Source organism: Ruminococcus sp. (genome assembly GCF_024684275.1).
Genome location: NZ_JAIKXF010000087.1, coordinates 1 through 26,120, shown reverse-complemented (window position 1 = coordinate 26,120; position 26,120 = coordinate 1). Strand labels below are relative to the sequence as shown.

The 26,120-nt window shown below is 47.8% G+C and carries 17 protein-coding genes; 11 read left to right on the top strand and 6 right to left on the bottom strand.

Translation table 11 applies throughout. The features are described from left to right. Nucleotides 1-58: 58 nt before the first annotated feature. The 9 genes from K5677_RS08885 (at nucleotide 59) to K5677_RS08845 (ending at nucleotide 11,926) form a co-directional block, all read left to right on the top strand. On the top strand, nucleotides 59-1,261 hold the full coding sequence (locus K5677_RS08885) for a saccharopine dehydrogenase family protein (protein WP_296726989.1): 1,203 nt from the start codon (nucleotides 59-61) through the stop codon (nucleotides 1,259-1,261). Then, nucleotides 1,251-1,751, top strand: a complete 501-nt coding sequence (locus tag K5677_RS08880) for a VanZ family protein (protein WP_366849194.1) — start codon at nucleotides 1,251-1,253, stop codon at nucleotides 1,749-1,751. The genes K5677_RS08885 and K5677_RS08880 overlap by 11 nt, the downstream gene beginning before the upstream one ends. Nucleotides 1,752-1,756: 5 nt before the next feature. After that, a complete protein-coding gene (locus K5677_RS08875; protein WP_296726985.1) occupies nucleotides 1,757-2,422 on the top strand; it encodes a peptidylprolyl isomerase in 666 nt (221 codons plus the stop codon). Then, nucleotides 2,422-3,558: a carboxynorspermidine decarboxylase gene (gene nspC, locus K5677_RS08870; RefSeq protein WP_296727107.1), complete on the top strand. Its 1,137-nt coding sequence runs from the start codon at nucleotides 2,422-2,424 to the stop codon at nucleotides 3,556-3,558. The genes K5677_RS08875 and nspC overlap by 1 nt, the downstream gene beginning before the upstream one ends. Before the next feature lie 37 nt (nucleotides 3,559-3,595). Further along, complete coding sequence (locus K5677_RS08865) at nucleotides 3,596-4,642, top strand: acyltransferase family protein (protein WP_296726982.1); 1,047 nt, start codon at nucleotides 3,596-3,598, stop codon at nucleotides 4,640-4,642. A 33-nt stretch (nucleotides 4,643-4,675) separates the two neighbouring features. After that, entirely contained in the window at nucleotides 4,676-5,248 is a 573-nt protein-coding gene (locus tag K5677_RS08860; RefSeq protein ID WP_296726980.1) for a histidine phosphatase family protein, read from the top strand. A gap of 380 nt (nucleotides 5,249-5,628) precedes the next feature. Then, on the top strand, nucleotides 5,629-9,060 hold the full coding sequence (locus K5677_RS08855; protein ID WP_296726977.1) for a pectinesterase family protein: 3,432 nt from the start codon (nucleotides 5,629-5,631) through the stop codon (nucleotides 9,058-9,060). Between the two features lie 294 nt (nucleotides 9,061-9,354). Then, entirely contained in the window at nucleotides 9,355-10,188 is an 834-nt protein-coding gene (locus K5677_RS08850; RefSeq protein ID WP_296726975.1) for an AraC family transcriptional regulator, read from the top strand. A 10-nt stretch (nucleotides 10,189-10,198) separates the two neighbouring features. Further along, on the top strand, nucleotides 10,199-11,926 hold the full coding sequence (locus K5677_RS08845) for a DNA mismatch repair protein (protein WP_296726973.1): 1,728 nt from the start codon (nucleotides 10,199-10,201) through the stop codon (nucleotides 11,924-11,926). Nucleotides 11,927-12,015: 89 nt separating this feature from the next. On the opposite strand, the gene K5677_RS08840 is transcribed toward K5677_RS08845, so the two are convergent. From K5677_RS08840 to K5677_RS08815, 6 genes are all read right to left on the bottom strand, one after another. After that, nucleotides 12,016-13,992, bottom strand: coding sequence for a bifunctional 4-hydroxy-3-methylbut-2-enyl diphosphate reductase/30S ribosomal protein S1 (locus K5677_RS08840; protein WP_296726971.1), 1,977 nt, complete (start codon nucleotides 13,990-13,992; stop codon nucleotides 12,016-12,018). Beyond that, the gene (locus K5677_RS08835; protein WP_296726969.1) at nucleotides 13,985-14,623 is read right to left on the bottom strand and encodes a lysophospholipid acyltransferase family protein; all 639 of its coding nucleotides are present in this window, start codon (nucleotides 14,621-14,623) and stop codon (nucleotides 13,985-13,987) included. Before K5677_RS08835 ends, K5677_RS08840 begins: the two co-directional genes overlap by 8 nt. 67 nt (nucleotides 14,624-14,690) lie before the next feature. Beyond that, the gene (gene cmk, locus K5677_RS08830) at nucleotides 14,691-15,356 is read right to left on the bottom strand and encodes a (d)CMP kinase (protein ID WP_296726966.1); all 666 of its coding nucleotides are present in this window, start codon (nucleotides 15,354-15,356) and stop codon (nucleotides 14,691-14,693) included. 31 nt (nucleotides 15,357-15,387) lie between these two features. Then, entirely contained in the window at nucleotides 15,388-16,425 is a 1,038-nt protein-coding gene (locus K5677_RS08825) for a dockerin type I domain-containing protein (RefSeq protein WP_296726964.1), read from the bottom strand. A gap of 40 nt (nucleotides 16,426-16,465) precedes the next feature. Next, a complete protein-coding gene (locus K5677_RS08820; RefSeq protein WP_296726962.1) occupies nucleotides 16,466-19,069 on the bottom strand; it encodes a DNA translocase FtsK in 2,604 nt (867 codons plus the stop codon). A 91-nt stretch (nucleotides 19,070-19,160) separates the two neighbouring features. Further along, a complete protein-coding gene (locus tag K5677_RS08815; protein WP_296726961.1) occupies nucleotides 19,161-19,871 on the bottom strand; it encodes an ATP-dependent Clp protease proteolytic subunit in 711 nt (236 codons plus the stop codon). Nucleotides 19,872-20,250: 379 nt separating this feature from the next. On the opposite strand from K5677_RS08815, the gene K5677_RS08810 reads away from it, so the two are divergent. Next, nucleotides 20,251-22,815 carry a glycoside hydrolase family 9 protein gene (locus tag K5677_RS08810; protein WP_296726958.1) on the top strand — a complete coding sequence of 855 codons (2,565 nt, stop codon included), beginning with the start codon at nucleotides 20,251-20,253 and terminating at the stop codon, nucleotides 22,813-22,815. A gap of 320 nt (nucleotides 22,816-23,135) precedes the next feature. Then, a partial coding sequence (locus K5677_RS08805; RefSeq protein WP_296726957.1) for a glycoside hydrolase family 9 protein occupies nucleotides 23,136-26,120 on the top strand: 2,985 nt, incomplete at its 3' end.

The following is a 26,120-nucleotide window of genomic DNA, read 5'->3' as shown; positions in this document are numbered from 1 at the left end:
AAAGAAAAGTATTTTTGAAGTATATAAAAAAATAAATTAAGATACGGAGGAATAAAAAATGGGAAAATGTATGATCATCGGCTGCGGCGGTGTTGCGTCCGTAGCGATCCACAAGTGCTGCCAGAACAGCGAGGTATTTGAGGGCATAATGATCGCAAGCCGTACTAAGTCAAAGTGCGACGCGCTGAAGGAAAAGCTCCAGCCTACAACAAAGACAGTTATCGAGACTGCACAGGTAAACGCTGACAACGTGGACGAGCTCGTTGCTCTTATCAACAGCTACAAGCCTGATGTAGTGCTCAACCTTGCGCTCCCATATCAGGACCTTACTATTATGGACGCTTGTCTCGCTACAAAGACTCATTACGTTGATACAGCTAACTATGAGCCTCTTGATACTGCTAAATTCGAGTACAAGTGGCAGTGGGCTTACCGCGAGAGATTTGAAAAGGCTGGTATCACAGCCCTCCTCGGCAGCGGCTTCGATCCGGGCGTTACAGGAGTATTCTCCGCTTACGCCATGAAGCATGAGTTCGACGAGATAAACTACATCGACATTCTCGACTGCAACGGCGGCGACCACGGTTATCCCTTCGCTACAAACTTCAACCCCGAGATAAATATCCGTGAGGTCTCCGCTAAGGGAAGCTACATCGAGGACGGCAAGTGGGTAGAGACTGAGCCTATGGAGATAAAGCGCGTTTACAACTTCAAGGGCGTCGGCGAGAAGGATATGTATCTTCTCCACCACGAGGAGCTTGAATCACTGGCTCTCAACATCAAGGGCATCAAGCGTATTCGCTTCTTCATGACATTCGGTCAGAGCTACCTCACACATCTCAAGTGTCTCGAAAATGTCGGCATGACATCTATCGAGCCTATCATGTACGAGGGCAGGGAGATAGTACCTCTCCAGTTCCTCAAGGCTGTACTGCCAGATCCTGCTTCTCTCGGTCCGAGAACAGTGGGCAAGACCAATATCGGCTGTATCTTCCGCGGAAAGAAGGACGGCAAGGACAAGAACTACTACCTCTACAATATCTGCGATCATCAGGAATGCTACAAGGAAGTGGGCTCACAGGCTATTTCCTATACAACAGGCGTACCTGCAATGATAGGTGCTATGATGATAATGACAGGCACATGGAAGAAGGCAGGCGTTTACAATATCGAGGAATTCGATCCCGATCCGTTCATGGAGGCTCTCAACAAGTGGGGACTTCCGTGGGAGGAGGACTTCAATCCTACTCTTGTTGACTGATTTGAGAATAAAAAGCATCATTGTCTTTACGCTTTTTGCTGTTTACCTTATATGCGCAGTCTTTATGCTGTTCTTTATGAGGGAAAGCCTGCTGGGGATATGCTCATACAGGGAATACTTCCGCGAGAATACCAATTTTGTGCCCTTTCGCACGATCATTGAGTTCGCAGGATACCTCCGCGACGGAGATACGCTGTACGGAGACATCTCATTTGAGAATATATTCGGCAATCTTGCTGCATTTCTGCCCACAGGTGTGCTTTTTCCTGCAATATGGAGAAAACAGCGCCGATTCAGGAGCTTTTTGCTTACGGCTTCGGCAGCGATAACAGGCGTGGAGATGATACAGTTTATCACAATGTGCGGTGCCTGTGATATTGACGACTTTATACTTAATCTCACAGGCGCTGTTATCGGCTTTGGCTTTTCAAGGCTTGATATAGTAAAAAAGCTGATGTTTACCGACGTCGGCTTAAAAAAAGGAGAATAATGGAAATGTCACATTTCAAGAATATCAAGAAGATCATGGCTGTTGCCGCAGCAGCTTCAATGCTTATGATAACAGGCTGCGGAAAGAGCCTTTCCACCTCTGATGTAAACGATACACCCCCAACTACAAACTCAGATCAGTCGGGAAATACTATCGTTCTCACACTTCACCCTAATGAAGCTCCTATCACCTGCGAGAATTTTGAAAAGCTGGTAAATGAAGGCTTCTACAACGGACTTACCTTCCACCGCGTAGTAGACGAGTTCATGGCTCAGGGCGGCGATCCTAAGGGTGACGGCACAGGCGGCAGCCCTGATACTATCAAGGGCGAATTCGCTGCAAACGGCGTTGACAACCCTATCTCACATCAGCGCGGAGTAGTTTCAATGGCTCGCAGCATGGATTATGACAGCGCTTCAAGCCAGTTCTTTATCTGCTATACAGGCAATTATGCTTCTTCACTGGACGGACAGTACGCTGCATTCGCAAACGTTACCGAGGGCATGGAGGTCGTTGACGACTTTATGAAGGTAGAGCGTGACCTTAACTCTATGGGCGAAATGGCTGTTCCGAAAACTCCGATAGTAATGGAGAAGGTGGAGATGATCGAGCCCGATGAGAGCGGATCTCCAAGAGTAAAGATAACCATGAATGACTTTATCAAGAAATGATGAGGTATAATTTTGATGTTAATAAAGTGCCGACTCCCTGCTATATAGCGGACGAGCCGGCGCTTATCCGTAATCTGGAGATACTCCGCGGCGTTTCCGAAAGAACTGGCGCGAAGATACTCCTTGCTCAGAAGGCATTTTCCTGCTATCACCTCTATCCCATGATAGGCGAGTACCTTGCAGGTACGGCTTGCAGCGGACTTTTCGAGGCAAGACTGGGCTTTGAGGAAATGGGAAAGGAAAATCATGTTTTTTCCGCAGCCTACCGCGAAAGCGAGATAGACGAGATAATCTCTTACTGCGGACATATAATCTTCAATTCCTTCACTCAGCTTGACAAGTACCGTGACCGTGTGCTTGCGGCAGGGAAAAAGATAGGTCTGCGCATAAATCCCGAGCACTCCACTCAGGAGGGGCACGAGATATACGATCCCTGTTCGCCGAAATCGAGACTTGGCATAACACGTAAAAGCTTCCGTGACGATGACCTCCGCGGTGTTACGGGACTTCACTTTCATACTCTCTGCGAGCAGAATTCCGACGATTTAGAGGCTACTCTTGACGCTGTTGAGGAGAAATTCGGGGACATACTGCCAAAAATGGAGTGGATAAACTTCGGCGGCGGTCACCACATCACCCGTGAGGACTACGATATACCGCGGCTGGAGCGCTGTATCCGCCGTATACAGGAGAAGTACGGACTGGAGGTCTTTCTTGAACCGGGAGAGGCTATAGCTCTCAATGCAGGCTGGCTTGTCACTGAGGTGCTTGACATCACAGAAAATGATATGCCAATAGCTATACTTGATACATCGGCTGCCTGTCATATGCCCGATGTGCTGGAAATGCCCTATCGTCCGCCCCTTGTGGGCTCAGGAGAAAAAGGTGAGAAGCAGTTCAGCTATCGCCTCGGCTCACAGACCTGCCTTGCAGGGGACGTTATCGGTGAGTACTCCTTCGACCAGCCCCTTCACATAGGCGACAGGCTGGTATTCGGCGATATGGCTATCTACTCAATGGTCAAGAACAACACATTTAACGGTATGCCGCTGCCCGACATAATGCTGCTGAAAAAGGACGGCAGCTTTGAAATGCTCCGCAGCTTTGGCTATGAGGACTTCAAGGAGAGATTGTGATTATTGATATGTAATATATACTATAACGGAGGATAAAATGAGTAAAAGGAACCAGGGTATAGAGCTTCTGAGATTAGTTCTGATGTTCATGGTATGTATGCTGCATATTCTTGGGCAGGGCGGATTATTGAATATGTATACGCTTGAGTCATTTGAGTGTAAGGTGTTGTTGTTATTTGAAACAGTTGCTTTTTGTGCGGTTGACAGTTTTGCTATTATTAGTGGTTATGTTGCAAGTAATAAGCCGACAAAATATTCAAGACTTATAGAATTATGGTTTCAGGTATTATTCTATTCCTGTATTTTGAATCTTTTTTTCAGAATTGCAGGATTGGCTGATAAATACGACAAAGAAGATTTTATCGTGTTGCTTTTCCCTGTGACATCGGATACTTATTGGTATTTTACTGCATATTTTTCAGCATTTATATTTTTCCCATTGATAAAAAAATTTGTTTTTGAGCTTGACGAAAAGGCTGCAAAAAAATGGTTGATAGTATTATTTATCATTTTTACGATAGTAGATATGAATTATAATTTATTCATGTTGAATGGCGGTTATTCGTTAATATGGATAATGCTTCTTTATATGTTTGGTGCGTTAGCAAAAAAGAGTAATCTATTTGCTGAAAAAAAGACGAGCGTTTTGGTGTTGATTTTGGTTGTATGTAGTATTATTACTTGGTTGTTATATGTAACTACAGGAATAAGCTCATTGCTGACATATACATCACCGACAATTCTTTTAAACGGCATGATACTGGTTATTGTTTTTTCCCGTATTCAACTGAAGGGGAATGTCATAGGCAAAATTTCTCCTTTGGCATTTGGTATTTATCTTTTTCAACTTAATCCCGTCATATGGGACAATCTTGAGGACGCAGTTATCAAGCTTGCTTCATCTAAAATCCTGATAGTTATATTACAATTTATCGGGCTTTCATTAGTATTATTTATACTTGGTCTTATAGTTGATCTCATAAGAAAAAAGCTGTTTGATTTGCTGCATATACATAGATTTTCAGAGCTTCTGGAGCAGGCTTTGAGAATAATATTAAGCAAATGTATAAAAGTTTTAAGATAACAGGACTTCCATATATAAACAGGAGAATAATAAATGACAAACATCTACTTTGTGCGCCACGCATTGCCTGACTATTCGTGCGGTGATGCAGCACTTCGCCCCCTTACCGAGGAAGGAATGAGAGACACTGCCGAGGTAGTCCGCGCAATGAGGGATATACACCTTGACTGTGCCATTTCAAGTCCCTATAAGAGAAGCTTTGACACCATAAAGCAGACTGCTGATGAACACGGGCTCAGAATAGAGCTTGATGACAGGCTTCACGAGCGTATCAGCGGCGCAAACGGCAACAACCGCGAGATGTTCCATAGGCGCTGGAGCGATTTCGGCTATTGTGAAGAGGGCGGCGAGAGCCTCGGCTCGGTCACTGAGCGCAATATGGCGGCTGTACACGAAATGCTGCGCAGACATGAGGGCGAGAATATCCTTGTCGGCACACACGGAACGGCACTCAGCACTATACTCCACTATTATGACAACAGCTTTGGTGCGGAAGGCTTTCTTCGCATTATAAACTTCATGCCCTATATTATCAGACTTGGCTTTGAGGACATGGAGCTGGCGGAAAAAGAGGAGATTCTTATCGTAGATAAGCATTTTGATTGAGAACTAAGAGCTAAGAACTAAGAACTAAGATTGTAGGGGCGGCGGAACGCCGCCCCTACAAAATACGTCTGCGTTAGCGGAAATATTAATTATGAATCAAAAAAGGACTCGATAAAGTCCTTTTTTCTTATATCTCCCGATTTACAGCCATTTATACGTTAAAACTGCCAAATAGCGGAAGAAGATATTGTATAAATAGACAAAGCTGATTTAACTTTTCATGATTTTATTTACAACTGTTACTACCTGTGCTATAATTATGGTGTGTAGGTGTATATTCTGAAGTTCTGCTTTCCCTGTGCTCAGCTTCCGGACTCACCGTATTTAATGGCAGTTCCGCTTTAGGCAGCGGACTTACGTTATGAAAAGGAGTAAAAACTATGGTTTCAAGAACAAAAAAGCTGGCGTTGCAGCTTTTTGCCTTTGCAGTATCCGTATTGATACTGCTGACGGCTTTTGCGGCAGTGCCCCCCGTCAGCGTTCATGCGGCAGGTACAGACCTGTACGTCGGCTACTCAGGCAGAAACAACAACTTCTCAACAGTGCAGGCGGCTGTTGACAAGGCTGCAAGCCTCAATCCCTCATCAGAGGCTAACCGCGTTACGATACACATTGCTCCCGGTACTTACCGTCAGCAGGTCATCGTACAGACGCCTTACATCACGTTCGTAAACGACGAGCCACAGAATGGCAGCGCAATTCTCACATGGTACTACGGTATCGGCTACAAGTACTACAGCGCAAACTCAAAGGGCTACTATGACGCAAATCTTGCTAAATCAAAGAGCGGCAAGAACGTTTCAAACTACCGTTGGGGCGCTACTGTTCAGCTCTGGCCAAAGGCTACAAACTTCAAGGCTAAGAATATCGTTTTCGAGAATTCCTTCAACCGCTACCTCACACAGGAGGAGCTTGCAGATGGTGTTGAGTGTACCAACGAGACATTAAAGGTGCAGCGTACCAACGGCGTTGACGTAAAGTCAAAGGCTTATACCGAACGTGCGGCAGCTCTCTCAGTTGATACAGGCTATGCTGAGTTCCTTAACTGCCAGTTCCTGTCAAGTCAGGATACTCTCTACACCGGCGGCTCACCTCAGTATTACAAGAACTGTCTCATTGAGGGACAGACAGACTATATCTTCGGCGGAAGCAATGCTGTATTCGACAGCTGTGAGCTCCGCTGGAAGGGCTACAGCAGCGGTTCTGTAGGCGGTTACATTACAGCAGCAAGAGAACAGGGAAGTCCATATACAGGATATCTCTTCAAGGACTGTAAAGTAACTGCTAATTCAGGTCTCACAGTAACAGCAGGTTATCTCGGCAGACCGTGGGGACAGACCGCAAAGGTGCTCTTTGTGAATACTACTCTCCAGAACGGAAATATGATAACAGCGGCAGGCTGGACTTCAATGAGCGGCGTACAGCCCGAGAGCGTTGACGGCTTCAAGGAAAACGGCACTAAGCTCTCCAACGGACAGCGTGTTGACCTTTCACAGAGAAAGGGACATATCGTTTCCGACAGCGACGCTGCAAACATCAATATCAAGAACTACATGAACAACTGGACTCCCTCATTCCTTAATGGAGAATCATCAGACAGCAGCGGAAATGGTCAGCCCTCATCAAATGTTGACGGCGCTGTAAAGTCCTGCGGCGGCTGGTTCGAGGAAGCCTTTGTTGAGTGGGACAGCTCAAAGCTTGGCAATAACGTCAAGGTAAGCTATGCTCCAGCAGGCAGCTCAAATTATACAGCTGTTGATTCACAGCTCATAAGGAACTCAAGAGTCGATATAGTAGGGCTCAAGGGCAATACAGAGTATACTGTGAACATTCAGGGCTCTAACGGCTCTGCAAGCTGTAATATCAAGACTATGGCTTTTGACCGCAGCGGCTATGCACACTGGAACGTTTCCGACGGTATCGGCGCTTACAACAACGACGGTACTCTGAAATCAGGCGTTACAGTCATCTATGTGAACAACTCAAACAAAGACAGCATTACCTACGGCGGTCAGACAGGTCTTTACAACATCTTCTACAGCGGAAAGCCTAAGAACGTTGTATTCAGACTTATTGGCAGCATTGATGTGCCAAAGGGTGCAAAGGCTAACGACGGTCAGCAGAACGACGGCTCAAATATGCTGTATCTCCAGAATGCTGAAAACGTTACTATCGAGGGTATCGGCTATGATGCCGCACTCAATCAGTGGGGCTTTGAGATGAAGCGCTCAAAGAGCTGCGAGGTCCGCAACCTGTGGCTGGGCAAGTACCCTGATGACGGCGTATCCATGACAGGCTCTGCCGACAACAAGTCAAATCATATGTGGGTACACAACTGTACTATCGAAAAGGGCTATAATGCTTATGCAGGCAACGGTATAGTAGATGCCGACAAGGCAGACGGAGACGGTTCACTGGACATAAAGTGGAGTGAGTATATAACAGTTTCATATAATCTGTTCAAGGATGGTCACAAGACCTCACTTGTAGGCGGCGGAACCAATCATGAGCAGGACTGGATAACCTATCACCACAACTGGTTCAACAATACCGAGTCACGTAATCCCCGTGCGAGAAACGCACATATCCACAGCTACAACAACTACTTCTACAATAACAAGCAGTACGGTATCGGAGCTTCCTACAACTCAAAGGTATTCTCTGAGGCTAACTACTACGAAAAGACAAATCTTCCTCTTGATGCTGAGAATATGGGAAATGACGCATATTCGGGAACTATCAAGTCCTACGGCGACAAGTTCGACAGCTGCAATATGGGCAGTGGACTCGCTTATCAGATAGTGAGCTCAAGAAATGACAAGTCCTATGTAGGCAACCTCAAGAGCGGCGGACAGGGCTACGACAACTTTGATACCGATTCTTCCAAGATATACGGCAGCTATAAGGTGCAGTCCGCAGACGCAGCTAAGACTGAGGTAATGGCTTACGCAGGACGTATGCAGAACAAGGCTTACAATGCAGGTACAGTCTCAGGCGGCGGAGATGTGGTCATCGACGAGCCTGTAAAGAGCGCTCTTATCTCGAAATTTGAGGTGAAGGACGCAAGCTACGGTGCTCAGTGGGGTATTGCCGAGACATTTGCAGCAGGCGACAAGGCATTCGGCGACCGCGAGCACGTTATCGCTTCTGTTCCAAACAGCATAAGCGGCGGTGAGCATATCATCACAGCCTGCAACTCAAAGAACACAGACTCTGACCTTGCAGTCATCACAGCTGCAAAGGACATCACAGTGTATGTCTGCATGGACGAGAGAGTAACAACTATCCCCTCATGGCTGAGCAGCTTCAATAAGAACGGCGAGATAGTCGAGGTAAATGACAGCGAGGCTATAAGACCCTTTGATGTTTACGCTAAGGAGATAAAGGCAGGGGAGACTCTTACTCTCGGAACAAACGGAATGAGCGGTGCTTGCATGAACTACATCGCATTTGTGAACGAGACACCCGTAGTCACAACAACTACCACAACTACGACAACCACCACCACAACAACTACTACAGCAGCGACTACTGAGTCCACAACTACGACCACTACATCACAGAAGCCTTCGCAGGGAATGGCAGGCGACGCTAACTGCGATGGTAATGTTGATATGTCGGATATAGTTCTCATAATGCAGTCACTGGCAAATCCGAATAAGTTCGGACTTGAAGGCACAGACGAGCACCGTCTCACAGAGCAGGGCTCTGCAAACGCAGACGTAGAGGGCAGAAACGGTGTTACAGCCAATGATGCTCTTGCGATACAGCGCTATCTGCTTCACCTGATAACAGCGCTTCCTGTAGACTGATATAATATAACAAATGTATCCTCAATAACCGCGCAAAGCGGCTGATGAGCAGACATTAATAAACAGGAAAGACAGATACCTTTCGCAGAGGTATCTGTCTTTTTTACGCTTCAGGTGTTTTATGGGAGTTTTGAGCAGACTTTAAATACTGATTGACTTTTGCGGCAGGATTTAGTATAATAATTTATATAGGACAGAGCGGAACATTTTTATCCGACAAAGAGAGCATAAAAAGTCGGGACAATGGTGCTTTGATATGGTATACTGAAACTACAGCGGAAAGAGGTGAATGTCGTGCAGGGGTGGATAGACGGATTTCAAAGGTCAATAGAGTACATAGAGAGAAACCTTTCCGAGACGCTTGACATCGGTGAGATAGCAAAAACAGCTGCGCTTTCTTCCTTCTATTATCAGCGTATCTTCGGTGCTATGTGCGGTATGACCGTGGGAGAATATATCCGCGCACGACGTATGACAATGGCAGCGCAGGAACTTACTTGCTCTGATTGTAAGGTGATAGACATTGCTGCTAAATACGGCTATGATTCTCCTGACAGCTTTGCAAAAGCCTTTCAGCGCTTTCACGGCATCACCCCGACACAGGCAAGGGAGTCAGGTGCGAACCTGCGGTCTTTGGTTCCGCTGCATATCAAAATATCATTGGAGGGCGGAAATATGCTGGATTATAAAATTGTGGAAAAAGCACCGTTTACGGTAGTAGGCGTCAGAAGGAGATTCGACTGCGATACGAGCTACAAGGAGATACCTGTATTCTGGGACGAATGGATGTCAGACACGAAGGGCTTAAAAGGAATGTTCGGCATATGCTCGGATATGGACGGAAAAACCTTTGACTACTGGATAGCCGACCTGTATCAGCCGTGGGAGAATATCCCTGCGGACTGCGAAATATATCAGGTCCCCGGAGGACTTTGGGCACTGTTCCGATGCGAAGGTCCTTTGCCTGACAGTATGCAGACTGTCAATACACAGATATGGTCAGAGTGGCTTCCTGCTTTGCAGGGCTACACCTTAGCAGGCAATTATTCGTTGGAGTTCTACCTGCCGCCGACGAAAGATCCCGCCGATACGGTCAGCTATATCTGTATTCCTATTAAAAAAGTGTGAGAGGTGAGCTATGGATCAACATACAGGGTTCAGTCTGATGCAGCCTGCTGGGACAAACGCAGAATACCGCAGGCTTTCTGATCATGTAATGCACGATCTTGGGTTGGAGGCATTTTGTCAGGCTGTATCGAGCGACGCTAAAGAGAGCCGTTTTATCACAAATGTGCTTTCGCAGATAACAGACGATGCGAAAGTCTCAGAATACCGGCGGCAGATATTCGGGGATATACTCAGGCTGCCTGAGTTGAGAAGCACCATGCTGGAGCTGTTCGGCAAGATACAATTCATGAAGGATTTTTCCACCATGCACAAGACCACCGATGAGGAGCTTGGATTGTGGCATCTCTTTCACCGCCTTGACGAGCTGGACAGCTACATCAGGACCGTAGAGACTATGCGTGAATGTCTTTCCGATGAAAGGATACGCTCTGAGGGACTGACCTCCCTCAGGGACTACATTACCGAGCTTTATGATGAAGCCTGCTTTGCAGAAATGAAGAAGGACATCGCTGCACTGAAAATGAAGGCATCTGATGTGCAGAGCGTCACCCTCGGAGTCAATGTCAACGAGCGCTTTGAAGCTGTCAGCATAGGGCTTGTTTCTGTGAATAAAAAGCCCTTTAAAAAGTCTGGTATCGTCAGCAATTTTGCGGACGCTATCGCTGCCAGAGATAAGCTCCGTGACACCGCAGACTGGGACGGTGATATGCATTATCAGTTCATTGATAAGGAGAAAACTTCTGATGTCAGTGCTTTTATCGAAAAGCTGGGCGGATTATCTGCTGTGCGGAATATGCCGTTTGTTGACGGACATATCCGCTCGACGGTGTTGAATACCATAAATGACGGCGCAGCGGCAAACTCGACCTTCTATCTCGAAACTGTAATGAATAAAATGCTCAGCTCTCTTGTGAAGAAGCTGAGAGATACCCTTACCAAGTACGCAAATGTGGCGATAGTGAATGTTTCAGGATTGGTGCCTGAGTTCATATATTACATCAGATGTGCTGAGTTCATCGGCGGTCTGATGGAAAAGGGCTGTGTTTTCTGCGAGGCACAGCCTGCAGCTGATGATGAGACTTCCATGACTGCAAGAGGCTTCTACAATCTGAAGCTTGCAATGAACATGGAGGATGTCAGCGAAATCGTGTCCAATGACCTTATCTTCGATAAGAATCATACCGTCTATATCCTCACAGGTGCAAACCGCGGCGGAAAGACTACTATTACGCAGGCTGTCGGTCAGCTGTTCGTTCTGGCACAGGGAGGGCTTTTTGTTCCTGCGGAGAGCTTCCGCTATGTTCCCTGCGACTGCATATACACTCACTTTCCTGCGGACGAGGACAAGACAATGGATCTGGGAAGACTTGGAGAGGAATGTGTCCGCTTCAAAGAGATATTCTCTCAGGCTACAAGCAGAAGCCTTCTGCTGCTGAACGAGACCTTCTCCACCACCTCCTTTGAGGAGGGGTACTACATCGCAAGAGATTCCGTAAAAGCCCTGCTTACCAAAGCTGTGCGGACGATATACAATACCCATATGCACAAGCTTGGCGGTGATGCCGAGGAGCTTAGCCGTGAAAGCAGCGGTGCAGGAGCTGCCTCGCTTATCATGCGGACTGAGAACGGTAAGCGTTCCTTCAAGGTGGCTCTGGCGCAGCCTGAGGGCTCGTCTTATGCAAAGGATATTGCTGAAAAGTACGGCGTTACTTATGATATGCTCGTCAGCGGCTCATGAAAAAAGTCAGACGGTGCATTAATATATGGCGCTATTAAAAAAGAAAGGCTGCATAACCTGAATGGTTATGCAGCCTTATTTTTAATGATTTATTCAGCGTCCTCAGCAGGAGCTTCTTCCTCAGCCTCGTCATCTGCATTCTCAAGAAGAGCGCGCATAGAAATGCTGATTCTCTTTGACTCCTCATCGATATCGATGATCTTTACATCGACCTCGTCGCCAACGTTAAGAACGTCCTTGACATTCTCTACCTTCTGGTCAGCGATCTGAGAGATGTGGATAAGACCGTCAACGCCGTCGATGATCTGAGCAAATGCGCCGAAGCTTGTGATAGAAACGATAGTAGCCTTAACTACATCGCCTACCTGATACTTGGACATGAAGATCTCCCACGGATTATCCTCAGCCTTCTTGAAGCCGAGAGAGATCCTGTTAGCTTCTCTGTCGAGATCCTTGATGTAAACCTCAAGAGTATCGCCTACATTTACTACCTCACTTGGGTGCTTGATACGCTTCCATGAGAGCTCTGAGATGTGAACCATGCCGTCGATGCCGCCGAGATCAACGAATGCACCGAAGCTTGTGAGTGACTTTACCTTACCTGTGTAGGTCTTGCCTACCTCAGCTGTCTCCCAGAACTTAGCCTTTGCTTCTTCCTTCTTAGCGTTCTGAACAGCTTTGATAGAACCGACTGCTCTCTTTCTGCCGCCCTCGGAAACCTCGATAACGATGAACTCTACCTTCTTCTTGAGGAGCTGGTCGAGCTCTGCGCCTCTTGGGAGACCTGTGAGTGAAGCAGGGATAAATACTCTAACGCCGAGAACTGTAAGTGTAACGCCCTTGTTTACGACGCTCTGAACAACGCCCTCGAGAACTGTGCCTTCCTGCTGAGCCTTTACGATCTTCTCGTAGCCGGCCTGCTCGTCAACCTTTCTCTTAGAGAGTGCTGCTGTACCCTCAGCATCGTTTACCTTGATAACAACGAGCTCGATCTCGTCGCCAACGCTTACGATGTCGGAAGGCTTCTTTGAAGGATCGTCTGTAAGATCGTCAAGAGCAACATAGCCAGTGTGCTTTGTGCCGAGGTCAACGATTGCTTCTGTATTGTTTACGGCGATAACAATGCCTTTAACTTTCTCTCCTGTATGTATTTTTTTGAATGATTCGTCGATAGCCTGTGCAAAATCGAAATCTTCATTCTGAGCTGCAAGAATTTCATTTTCTGCCATTTTGGTTTGTACCTCCTTGATTATATAGGCGGGGGTTGATGCGCCTGCAGTGATGCCGATCTTCTCGGCATTTGGAAGCTTTAAAGTCCGAAGCTCGTCCGAATTCTCAATATGATACGTTTTACAATAGCGGCTGCAAACCTCATAAAGCTTGACAGTATTGGAACTGTGTCTGCCGCCGACTACAAGCATTATGTCAGAGTTTTTAGCAAGCTCGGCAGCGTCGGACTGACGGGTGTCGGTAGCGTTGCATATGGTATCATATATGACGATATCGGGATCGTCCTTCGGGATCACGTTTAAACACTCACCCCATACTACTATATTATACGTCGTTTGCGCCACAATTGCAAGCTTTTTTCGCAAATTTTTATAATTTTTTTCAAAAAAGGCTTTTAGCTCAAAGTTGTCCTTAAAAACAAGGCAATTTTCGTCACAATGCCCAACTATTCCCTGTACCTCGGGGTGGTCACGGTCTCCTGCGATGAGGATAAAATATCCCTCGGCAGTCTTTTCAGCCACTATTTTGTGTATTCGTGACACAAACGGGCAGGTAGCGTCCAGCATACGGTTGCCCTTGGCTTTTATCTGTTCGTATATATCTCTGCCTACGCCGTGAGAGCGTATAACAACGGTCTCATCGGGCTTGAGCTCGTCAACTGTCTCGATTATCCTTGCGCCCTTAGCCTGCATATCGTTTACAACGTCCTGATTGTGGATGATAGGTCCCAACGTCGCCACATTGGTGTTTTTTTCAAGCTCGCCGTAGACCATTTTCACGGCTCTGTCAACGCCGAAGCAAAAGCCTGCCGACTTTGCCACTGTAACCTTATTCATCAGCGTTATCCTCCTTTTTCTCGTCTGCGGAAACAGCCTGTTCGCCCTCGACGAGAAGCTTTATATCAGCCATATAGCGATTCTTCAGCTTTACAAGCTGGCGCGGATTCGGGGTATCGCTTATCTCGCAGTACTCCGCAGGATCAATGGGAGAACCGAATTTCACGGTGATATGTGTGCGGAATTTAAGCTTTCCCTTGAAAACGATACCAACAGGGACTATCTGCTTTCCCGAACGTGCAGCGATAAGAGCGGCGCCTGTGTGACCTCTGCCCACTTTGCCGTCCTTTGAGCGTGTGCCCTCGGGGAATATCATAAGGCTTTTGCCGCTGCTGAGACGTTCAACGGCAGTATCTATAACTCCCGTATCGCCCTTGCCGCGTGAAACGGGGAAGGCTCCGAGAGTGCGTATGAGCCATGCAAAGAGCTTGTTGCGGAAGAGCTCCTCCTTAGCCATGAATGCGTATTTGCCTCTGCCGCCTGCACCGAGAATAGGCGGATCGGCATTTGAGCGGTGATTTGAGGCGTAGATAACAGGGATCCCCTTTGGGATATTTTCTCTGCCCTCAAAGCGGAGCCTATATGCGATGTGCATTGCAAGCCATACCAGAAACTTTGCTATGTAAAACATAATGTCTCACCTCTGTAATTGTTTTGCCATTCTATATCGGCAGGGACAGCTTTTCTGAAAGCGGCTCTCATCGGCCTGTCTTCTCGTTTATTATTTTCACGATAGCCGCCGCGGACTGCTCTAAATTCAGCTCGGTTGTGTCAACGAGGACAGCGTCCTCAGCCTGCTTCAGCGGAGCTGTTTCACGGTGCATATCCTGATAGTCGCGCTTGATTATATCGTCCAGTATCTCCTGATAAGTGGGACAGTTCGGCTTTTCGGCAAGCTCCTTATAGCGGCGGTTTGCCCTTTCCTCGGCAGAGGCTGTGAGGAATATCTTTACGTCAGCGTTCGGCAGTACGACAGTACCGATGTCGCGTCCGTCCATGAGGACATTGTTCTCACGGGCTATTTTCTGCTGAGTTTCAAAGAGATAAGCTCTTACCGCAGGTATAGCAGATGTGCGTGAAGCCGCCATTGAGATCTCGGGAGTACGGATAAGGTCGGAAACGTCCCTGTCACCGAGGAAAACGCGCTGTGCGCCGTCGATGAATTTAAGTGACACGTCAGCCTTTTCCAGAGAAGCCTCTATGTCCTTGTCGGCAATGTTGTTTTCGGTGATATAGAGTGCAATGGTGCGGTAAAGAGCGCCTGTGTCCACATAGATGTAGCCAAGCTCCTTTGACACCATTTTTGCGATAGTGCTCTTGCCTGCGCCGGCAGGTCCGTCTATAGCGATATTTACAGTTTTCATGGTAATAGCTCCTTTTTATGGGTATATGATATTATTTCTTGGCTTTGGCTGTTTCCTTTGCCATGTAAGCCTCAAAGTCCTCTGCTGTTCCTGCTGAGGTCGAGGTATAGGCGTAATAGGAAAGTATATACGACGCATCAACGGCATTTATCGCACTGTTTTTATCAACGTCTGCCGCAAGAGTCTGGCGTTCGTCAGTAAATGTGGTCTTTTTGCCGCTGGACACGGAAGCGTACTCGGTAAGTGCTGTAGAAGCGTCAACGGCGTTTATGGAAAAGTCGTTGTTTATATCGCCCAGCTTGTAGGGCGGATCGGCAGTAACAGTGATATTTGCCTTTGCGAGACCGTTTGTAAAGATATGCTTTGTCATATCGTCACCCTTGCTGTCGTAGGCGAAATTAGTGAACAGAGGCTTTATCTTGCCGTATTTTGAGTCACCGATGCTTACGCTGAAAACATCTCCTGCCTTGCAGTCCGCAGGGAGAGCAAATGTGAGCTCCCACATAATGCCGTCAGCGCCGAGGTCGGAATCTCCACTTGTGGTAAGGACTAAGAAGTCCTTTGTATCGCCGAAAGCCTGTCCGGTAGCGAGCTTTTCCACAGCCTTGCCTGCAATGGCTGTATCAGCCGTCATGCGGCTGTCGTAATAAACATATATGAGAGTATCACAGTAAAGCCCGTTTGCGCCGTCAACAGTCACATAGACCTTCTGTTTTTTTGTTCTTGCCTCGGTCTGGCAGACCTCAGTGCTGTTGAGATGAAAAACAGGCTGTCCCTGCACCGCAGGCTTGTATGTTGTAGTAGTTGTCGTTGGTGCAGCTGTAGTAGTTTTTACTGTTGTGGTCACAGTCGTTTTAGCAGCAGTTGTGGTAACAGCAGTCTTTGCGGTTGTGGTGGTTACTGCTGACTTTGCTGTAGTTGTTACAGCAGGCGCTTCCATATTGTATCCATTATAAATAGTATCACCTATGACAGCTGCTTTTGCTGCCTTTGTCACTGTAGGAGCAGGGAGTGCCCCCACTGTCAAGGCTGCGGCAGCTGCCGCGGAAATAAGCCCTTTAAGCTTCATAAAAACCTCCAAAAATTACGGTATATCCCTGAGTGTTGGATCATTCGTCCATTCTGCGCAGTCTCCACTCGTCGTACTGCATTTTCGACATGAGTACCTTACGGGGCTTTGCACCCTCGCTGGCACCGATGACACCGCGTTCCTCAAGCTCGTCCATGATACGGGCGGCTCTTGCGTAGCCCAGCTTGAGCTTGCGCTGGAGCATAGATGTGGAGAGCTGACCTGCTTCAACAGCTACCTTTATCGCAGCTTCCACTATATCCTCGTCGCTGCCGCCGCCTGTGGCAGCACCGCTGTCAGAGCTGCCTGAGCCGCCCTGAGCCTGTGGAGAATAGCCGTCAACAGTTGCTACGACCTCGGGATCGTATTTTACCTCAGCCTGTGACTTGATAAAGCGTACTGTCTCAGCGATGTCGTCGTTTGGCGAGAAGCAGCCCTGTACACGGACGGGTTTGCCTGCGCCTATAGGCATATAGAGCATATCGCCGTTGCCCAGCAGCTTGTCCGCGCCGCCCATATCAATGATAGTGCGCGAGTCAGTGACGGATTTTACCGAGAGAGCGATACGGCTTGGGATATTAGCCTTGATGAGACCTGTGATAACGTCGGTGGTAGGACGCTGTGTAGCGACTACAAGGTGCATACCTGCGGCACGTCCCATTTGTGCAAGACGGCAGATATAGTCCTCAACGTCCTTGCCTGCTACCAGCATCATATCAGCCAGCTCGTCGATGAAAACGACTATCTGCGGCATTTTTACAAGGTCAGCGTCGATCTCTGCCAGCTCGTTGTAGGACTTCAGGTCGTTGGCGCCTGCCTCTGCGAAGATATTATAGCGGCGCATCATCTCGTTGACCGCCCAGCAGAGAGCTCCTGCTGCACGTTTGCAGTCTGTAACGATAGGAATGAGCAGATGCGGTATATTCTCGAATATTTTGAATTCAACTATCTTAGGATCAATAAGTATGAGCCTTACCTCGTCGGGAGTTGCATTGTAGAGGATGCTCATTATAATAGAACGGGTGCAGACGGATTTACCCGAGCCCGTAGTACCGGCGATGATAACGTGGGGCATTTTTGCAATATCGCCCACAATGGCATTTCCCGTGATGTCCTTGCCGACGGCGAAGGCGAGCTTGCTCTTTGAGTCTCTGAACTCTGATGAGGTCAGTATCTCACGGAGAGTTACCATATCCTTTGTTGAGTTAGGTATCTCAATACCTATAGCTGCCTTTCCGGGGATAGGAGCTTCTATACGGACGCCCTGAGCTGCGAGGCTCAGAGCAATATCGTCCTCAAGTCCCTTTATCTTTGAGACCTTGATACCGGGGGCAGGCTGTATCTCATAGCGGGTGATAGCCGGACCGCGGATAAGATCCTTTATCCTTACTGCGACACCGAAGCTTTTCAGGGTGTTTACGATGACCTCTGCCTTTTCACGCATTTCCACCATAGCCTCGTTGCGGTTAGAGCGTATCTCGGGGCGTGAGAGTATGTCGATAGGCGGAAGTATATAGACGGGCTTTTCTTCCTCGGGCTCTTCCTCCTCGATGACCTCTTCCTCGTCGGCAGCAGACTTCTTGTCGGCAGCCTTGCTTATGAGCTTTTCAAGTCCCTCGTCGGGAATATCGGAATAATCCTCCTCGTCTTCGTCTACAGCTATAGAAACGGGAGCTTTGACCTTTTTGAGAGGCGGCAGCTTTGGCTCGGGAGCATCAGTCGGCTCCGTATCCGCATCTGTGGAGCCTTCACTTTCCTCGGGCTCAGCACTGTCATGTACGATAAGGTGGTCTGTAGGGAGAGGGATATCCAGATCGAAGAATCCGTCGGGGAGAGCCTCTACAGCCTTTTTGTTCTGAGCCTTCTTTTCAGAGGGCTTCTGTGAAGACCTGCGTGAATTTGCAATATTTATCGCTTCAAGGTCGGCGTCGAAATCACGCTTTTCACGGTCGTCGTCATTGTCGTCGTCTTCAAAGGCGTCCACAAAATCGCCGCCTATGAACATATTCTGTATGCCGTTGACGCATTTTCCGATGAATACAAAGGGCGTCGCAAGGAGCTTGAGGAAGTCCACAAGTCCGCGCCCCGAAAGGAGCATACCGAACACGAAGAACAGCACCAGTGATATGAGCCTTGCGCCCAGCTTTCCGAAGAACTTCAGCAGAGGACCTGCAAACAGGAGACTTGCCACGCCGCCGCTTCTGAGCTTTGCGCCCTCCTCATAGAGTATCTTGAAATGACCGCTCCATGTGCCGCCGGGGATACGTCCCACCGCGAATATCTGGAATGCGGCGCTTGCGAGGAATATCATGGCGATACACCAGATATTTCTGCCGCTGAGGTCTTTCTTTGTCTGCTCGGTGCCCAGCTTAACGGCTGTATAAATGAGTATAACGGGTATGAGAAATGCCGCTATACCGAATGTTCCCAGCAGGAGATTATGTAAAGCCAGCCAGCCCTTTGTGCCCTTTACGAGCACCATGAGAGCTGTGAGGACTCCAAGTGCGAAAAGGAGTATCGACCACAGCTGGTTGCTTTCGTTTTGCGGAGCCGCTGTCTTAGCACTGCTTTTGACGGGCTCTCTTTTGGGAGCATCGGTTTTTTTCTTGGCAGCTCCCTTAGTAGTTTTCTTTGCTTCTGCCATATTTGCCTCCGTTTTGTTCTGTTATAACTATGTAGCTGTGCCATTATAGCATATTTTTTGCGCAAAAAAGCACATTTTGGCACAGCCGCGGTCAGTCCGCGTATCTTTTTTCTGTATTTTCTATCATATGGTAAAGACAGTCCATTGCGTCGCCGAGGCTTCCGAGGCTGTCGATAAGTCCGAGCTCTACTGCTTTTTCTCCCTCAACAACGCTTCCCACATCGAGGACAAGCTCCTCGGTGTTCATCAGCAGGGTGCGGAATGCCTCCTCTGTGATACTGCTGTTTTTTGTGACAAAGCGGACTATCCTGTCCTGCATTTTATCGAAATATGAGAGAGTCTGGGGCACTCCGAGAACAGTGCCGTTCATGCGGACGGGGTGGATAGTCATTGAAGCTGTAGGGACGATGAATGAGCGCTTTGCGCTTACTGCAAGTGGAACGCCTATGGAGTGTCCGCCGCCCACCACAAGTGATACAGTGGGAGTTTTCATGCCCGAGATAAGCTCGGCAAGGGCAAGACCTGCCTCCACGTCGCCGCCTACAGTGTTGAGTATGATGAGCAGTCCCTCAACGCTCCTGTCCTGCTCGATAGCTACAAGAGCAGGGATGATATGCTCGTATTTCGTGGTCTTGTTCTGCTCTGCGAGGACATAATGCCCCTCTATCTGCCCGACAACGGACAGACAGTGGATAAGGTGCTTGGAATTTTTTGATACCGCCTGACCGCTTTCACGGGCGAGCAGGGCTTCTTCAAGCGCTTCCTCCGCAGGAGAACCGACGTTTTTGTTTTCGTCTGTCATGGATACACCTCCGAAGCTATTTTGTGCAGGCTTCGTGAGCGTATACATTATTTATTATATACTTTTGTATTTTAAAAGTCAAGGGATTTTCATGTCCCTCCATATATATCCCGAAAAGCGGCAAGATCCAACATGAATACGTTGAATTTCAGAGATGTCATTGATAATTTACATCTGAGGTGGAGTTTCTGAACCGAGGGCTGAGAGTATATGGGAGCTTTGTATGGCTGATCCGGAATAGGCAGTACCAATTTTTTAAAGCTTTGTGAAAAATGCCGTTTTTGGCTTGACAAATCTGCGGTTTTATTGTATATTTAAGGTGTATAGGTGTGGTGTGATACCATATCTGAAAATATTTAATACGAGAGGGGTATTAAAAATGATAATCAAAAAGATCACGGCGGCAGCTTCTGCACTTGCCATGTCTATGGGTATGCTCTCATATGCTCCCACAGCAGGTCAGCAGGACGCTGTTTCCACAGCAAAGGCGGCTTCAAGCTACAACTACGCTGAAGCTCTCCAGAAGTCAATGTTCTTCTACGAGGTACAGCAGTCAGGCAAGCTCCCGGAATGGAATCAGGTAGCATGGCGTGCAGATTCTATGGTCGACGAGGACGGCAACGAGACAGATGCTGTTCCTGGCGGCTGGTTCGACGCAGGAGACCACTTCAAATTCACACTTACAAACGCTTATTCAGCTTCTATCATGGCGTGGGGCTATATCCAGTACAAGGACGCTGTTGACAAGGCTGGTCTCGGCGAGACCTACCGCAACAATATCCAGTGGGGTATGGACTACGTTATGGCCTGTGACAAGGGCAGCGGTGAAATGGTCGGCACTATCGGCGATTTCGAGGGCGGCTCTACAGACCATAATATCTGGTGCAGCGCTGAGGTATATCTCCGCAAGCATCACCTCAACAGCAAGGACTGGAAGAGACCTTACGATACTATCAAGAACGCTTCTGTAGCAGGTCTTTCGGCAGCTTGTCTTGCACAGGGCTATATCATCTTCAAGGACAGCCAGCCGGATAAGGCTGCTCAGTACCTCAAACACGCAAAGGACCTCTTTGAGGGCGCTGACAAGATAAGAGCAAACAAGGACATCGGCGGCATGAGCGGAATGTACAATACAGACTCATGGCTTGACGACTGTATGTACGCTGCTAACTGGCTCTATATGGCTACAGGCGACAAGAGCTACCTCGACAAGATAGAGAAGGATTATATCCCTAATTTCCCGTTGGAGAACCAGTCAACTTCACGCAAGTACACATGGGGACTCTGCTGGGACGATACTTCTCAGGCAGCTGCTTACCTCTATGCCCTTAACACAGGCGACAAGGAGTGGATCGAGCACGTTTCACATCACCTTGACTACTGGATAGACGGCTACGGCGGAAAGAAGGTAGACTATACTCCCGACGGTCTCGCTTGGCTCTTTAACTGGGGCAGTGCCCGTCACGCTACAACAACTGCATGGCTGGCTAAGCTTGCAAGCGATACTATCTTCAAGGACGATGCTTCACTCTCTAAGAAGTACAACGACTGGGCTAAGTCTCAGATGGACTATGTATTCGGCGACAACGGCTTAAAGATGAGCTATGTTCTCGGTATGGGCGACAATCAGCCTTCTGCATTCCATCACAGAACAGCTTCGGGTATCCACGATGACCACTGGAATGACCTCGGTCAGAAGTCAGGCGGGGATGAGGGCTGGCAGACAGAGTACGCTCATACTCTTTACGGCGCTCTCGTAGGCGGTCCTGACAAGTCGGGAAGCTACAAGAACAGCGTTGCTCAGTATGAGTACTCAGAGGTAGCTATCGACTATAACGCAGGCTATACAGCTTGTCTCTGTGCTATGGTAGATGACTACGGCGGAGATATTGACCCTGCATTCCCGCCTGCTGAAATGCCTAAGTGGGCTGAGTGGGAGGTCGTTGCTGTTATCAACGGTACTCCTGCTGCAAGCTATACCGAGATCAAGGCATGGGCTATGAACCACACAGCCTGGCCTGCAAGAGTTGCAAAGGACGTTGAGTACAGATACTTCTTCGACGTATCAGAGGTACTCGAAAATGGTCTTTCTGTTGACGATATCAAGGTAGAGGGCAAGTCACAGCAGTATGAGAGCGGTCAGGGACACGCTACAGTAACAGGTCCTCACAAGTATGAGGGCGATCCTACAGGCAATACATACTATGCAAGCATCAAGTTCGAGGACGGCAGAGCTATCCAGCCTACAGGTCAGAGCGAGCACAGAGATGAGGTGCAGTTCAGGATCTCTATCCCTGATGCAGTAGACGGCAAGTCAACAGCAGGTGCATGGGATACCTCAAACGACTGGTCATACCTGGGCGGTCTTGAAAAGGCTACAGACCTCAAGAAGGCTGATTCTCTCAATGAGCATATGCCTATGTATGTTGACGGCGTTATCGCCTGGGGCGAGGAGCCTGACGGCACTAAGTTCGTGGCTAAGCCATGCACAAAGGGCAGCGGCAGCACTGTACCTTCAACAAGTACAACGACTACAGCTCCGAAGCCAACAAGCACAACTACAACAAAAGTTACAACTACGACCGTCAGTTCAACAAGCGGCACAACAACTGCTACAACAACTAAGAACGATCCTGACAAGGTTACAACAACTACAAATGTAGGACCTAACCACGGCGGAGAAGGAAATGTTAAGTGGGGCGACGCTAACTGTGATAAGGAAGTCGATATGTCTGATATAGTTCTTATCATGCAGTCACTGGCAAATCCTAACAAGTACGGCACAAGCGGCAGCGATGAGCACCACATCACAGAGCAGGGGACTATAAACGGCGATGTTTACGAGAACGGCACAGGCATTACCTCTGCTGACGCTCTGAGCATTCAGAGGTACCTCCTGCACCTCATTGATAAGCTCCCCGAGAGCTACAAATCGCAGGCTTGATGAGCTTAAAAATGAGCATTTGAGAAAAACAATAAATCAATTCATAAATAAGAAATAAGAGGGTTGCACAGCCCTCTTATTTCTTTTACCTTTTTGTCATTGTACACAAAATTCTCACAATCCCATTAGGGAAATGAACGAAATTCCAGAAAACTATTTACTTTTTTTTCGTGATATAATATAATATGATTGGTAAACAGAGGTCGGTGCAAGCTCCGCTTTGGAGGCTCTGTTTAGCCCATAATACAAGCATATAACCGCAGCGTTTGCACTGACACTGCGTTATAAGTTATATTCAAATTTTCAGGGAGGGTATTCAAATGCACAAGAATGCAAAGAAGCTTATTGCCAGCGTTATGTCTATGGCTATGATCATTCCTTCAGCAGCTAATCTGGTTGCTCCTATGAATGCATCAGCAGGACTTGTAGTTGGTGAGAGCACATTCGAACACAAGGCTCTGCCATGGCACACTTGTGAATCATCACCTGCTAAGCAGAACTTTAAACTTGAGGACGGCGCATTCCACGTAATAGTTGAAGTTCCGGAGGGCGCTGACCACGAGAAGTGGGACCTTCAGGTAAGACACAGAAACCTCAACTTCAAGGCTGGCCACGAGTATAAGGTAAGCTTTAAGGCTAAGGCTAAGAGAGCCGGTATGGAGCTTTGCTCAAAGATCGGTGATATCTCAGGTAACGAGGAGTATTTCGAGCTTGACGGTCAGTCAAACGATATGCACATGGGACCTCAGATGGGCGGTCAGTATCCTGCAAAGGCTGTTTCTCTTACAACAGAGTATCAGACATTCGAGGGTACATTCAAGCCTACTAAGGACCTCGAGGCTTGCGAGTGGTGCTTCCACTATGCAAAGGGTACTAAGTATCAGGGTAATGCTAAGGAAGGCGACGAGATCTGGTTCGACGATATGGTTATCGATTGTGTGACCTGCGGCGATGCTGATCCTGAGGGCAGCTGTAATGCTGATCCTAACGAGGGCTACGGCGCAACAAACCGTGATTACAGTGCTAATACAGATCCTAACCTCAAGAAGGACGGCAAGACTGTAAACTTCATTTCTGTAAACCAGGTTGGTTACTTCACAAACTTCGCTAAGATGGCTACACTCGGTGATAATGCCGGTGACGTTCTCTACGGTGCTACAAAGATCAACCTTTCAGGCACTTATACATGGGAGCTCGTTGATGCTAAGTCAGGCGATGTTGTTGAGACAGGCGAGACAGGCGAAATAAAGAAGGATGCTGATTCAGCAGACTCAGTTGCTAAGATCGACTTCTCAAAGGCTAACAAGCCGGGCAGATATTATCTCCGCATCAAGGGCAAGGATTGGAGATCTATGGAATTCAATATCGGTGACGACATCTATTCAGATTCTTCACACGATATGCTCAAGAACGCTCTTAACTACTTCTATCAGAACCGTTCAGGTATCGATATAGAGGAGAAGTATATAACATCAGGCGACAAGAGCACTCTTGCTCATGAGGGTGGTCATAAGACTGATACAGCTTACGTTCAGAAGATCTGGAAGAACGAGTACCTCGAGAAGACAGAAGCTACTTCTACATACGCTTCATCAAAGATCACAGCTAACAAGGGCTGGTACGATGCCGGCGACCACGGTAAGTACGTTGTAAACGGCGGTATCTCAGTATGGACTCTCCTTAATATGTATGAGAGAGCTTCACTCGGTAACGACAATACAGCTAAGAAGTTCGCTGATGGTTCAGGCACAGTAAGCATTCCTGAGACAGGAAATAAGCTCCCTGACATCATTGATGAGTGTCTCTATGAGCTCGAGTTCATGACAGCTATGAAGGTTGACAAGTCCGAGCCTACATGGGGCAAGTATGCAGGAATGGTTTACCACAAGCTCCACGATCACAAGTGGACAGGACTTGCTACAAGACCTTGGGACTATTCAGGCGCTACACTTTCCGACGGTACAAAGGGTTGGGAGACTGAGCGTATCGTAAAGCCACCAACGCTTGCTGCTACACTTAACTATTCTGCTTGTGCAGCTCAGATGGCAAGACTTATCAAGCCTTATGATGCTGAAAAGGCTGCATTCTACCTCCAGGAGGCTAAGGATGCATATCAGGCTGCTGATAAGAACTGGTATGAGGCTGCTGATGACGAAGAGACCAACGAGAAGTCACTCTACGCTCCGTTCAACCAGGCTAAGGGCGGTGGTCCTTACGGTGATAACGAGGTTAAGGATGACCTTTACTGGGCTGCTTGTGAGATCTTCACATCTTGTAAGGCTCTCGAGGACTCTGAGGCTGATACATACCTCGCTGAGCTCTCTGAGTACAAAAACGCTTTCAAGGTTCCTGAGAGAATCACCGGCGGTGAGAACCAGTCAGGTACATTCTCAGTTCTTAACTGGGGTAATACAGCTTCAGCTGGTTCACTTTCACTCCTTCTTAACAACCAGTACCTCACAGATGAGCAGAAGGCTACTCTTAAAAAGTCTATCGTTGATACTGCTGATGCATATATCGAGGAAGAGGAGAAACAGGGTTACGGTATCCCATACAAGTATGACGGACCCGGATACACTGACGAGAACAACCTCTCTAAGGATATCATCATCAAGGGCTACGAGTGGGGTTCAAATTCAATGGTTATCAACAACCTCATGGCTATGTCTTATGCTTATGATATTACAGGCGAAGATAAGTACATGAACGGTGTTCTTACAGGTATGAACTACCTCCTCGGCTGTAACCCGCTTTCATTCTCATATGTAACCGGTTACGGTACATACAAGGAGAAGAATCCTCACCACAGATATTGGTCATATGAGCTGGATAAGACTCTGCCTATGGCTCCTGACGGAGTTCTCTCAGGCGGTCCTAATGCCGGCCTCCAGGATCCATATGTACGTGCTCTCGGATTCGTTCCCGGCGAGGCAAGCAACCCATCACAGAGATGTTTCGTTGACTCTATCGAAGCTTGGTCTACAAACGAGGTTACAATCAACTGGAACGCTCCTCTTGCTTGGATCGTTGAGTTCCTCCAGGATAAGGACGAGAAGTATGGTTACATAGGACAAACTCCAGATCCTGGTAAGACTACAACTACAACAACTAAGGATCCCGGCAACACGACAACAACTACAACAGTTAAGACACCTGATGAGACAGCTGATCTCTGGGGCGATGCTAACTGCGATAAGGACGTAGATATGTCTGACGTTGTTCTTATCATGCAGAACCTCGCTAACCCGAACAAGTACGGTCTCAACGGCTCTGATGACAAGCACATCACAGCTAAGGGTCTTGCT

Bases quoted from the DNA above. Each gene is read 5' to 3' on its own strand.
- K5677_RS08820 (WP_296726962.1), bottom strand. From the start codon at position 19,069: ATGGCAGAAGCAAAGAAAACTACTAAGGGAGCTGCCAAGAAAAAAACC.
- K5677_RS08865 (WP_296726982.1), top strand. From the start codon at position 3,596: ATGAGTAAAAGGAACCAGGGTATAGAGCTTCTGAGATTAGTTCTGATG.
- K5677_RS08855 (WP_296726977.1), top strand. From the start codon at position 5,629: ATGGTTTCAAGAACAAAAAAGCTGGCGTTGCAGCTTTTTGCCTTTGCA.
- K5677_RS08840 (WP_296726971.1), bottom strand. From the start codon at position 13,992: ATGAATAAGGTTACAGTGGCAAAGTCGGCAGGCTTTTGCTTCGGCGTT.
- K5677_RS08845 (WP_296726973.1), top strand. From the start codon at position 10,199: ATGGATCAACATACAGGGTTCAGTCTGATGCAGCCTGCTGGGACAAAC.
- nspC (WP_296727107.1), top strand. From the start codon at position 2,422: ATGAGGTATAATTTTGATGTTAATAAAGTGCCGACTCCCTGCTATATA.
- K5677_RS08810 (WP_296726958.1), top strand. From the start codon at position 20,251: ATGATAATCAAAAAGATCACGGCGGCAGCTTCTGCACTTGCCATGTCT.
- K5677_RS08875 (WP_296726985.1), top strand. From the start codon at position 1,757: ATGTCACATTTCAAGAATATCAAGAAGATCATGGCTGTTGCCGCAGCA.
- cmk (WP_296726966.1), bottom strand. From the start codon at position 15,356: ATGAAAACTGTAAATATCGCTATAGACGGACCTGCCGGCGCAGGCAAG.
- K5677_RS08885 (WP_296726989.1), top strand. From the start codon at position 59: ATGGGAAAATGTATGATCATCGGCTGCGGCGGTGTTGCGTCCGTAGCG.
- K5677_RS08825 (WP_296726964.1), bottom strand. From the start codon at position 16,425: ATGAAGCTTAAAGGGCTTATTTCCGCGGCAGCTGCCGCAGCCTTGACA.
- K5677_RS08835 (WP_296726969.1), bottom strand. From the start codon at position 14,623: ATGTTTTACATAGCAAAGTTTCTGGTATGGCTTGCAATGCACATCGCA.
- K5677_RS08815 (WP_296726961.1), bottom strand. From the start codon at position 19,871: ATGACAGACGAAAACAAAAACGTCGGTTCTCCTGCGGAGGAAGCGCTT.
- K5677_RS08860 (WP_296726980.1), top strand. From the start codon at position 4,676: ATGACAAACATCTACTTTGTGCGCCACGCATTGCCTGACTATTCGTGC.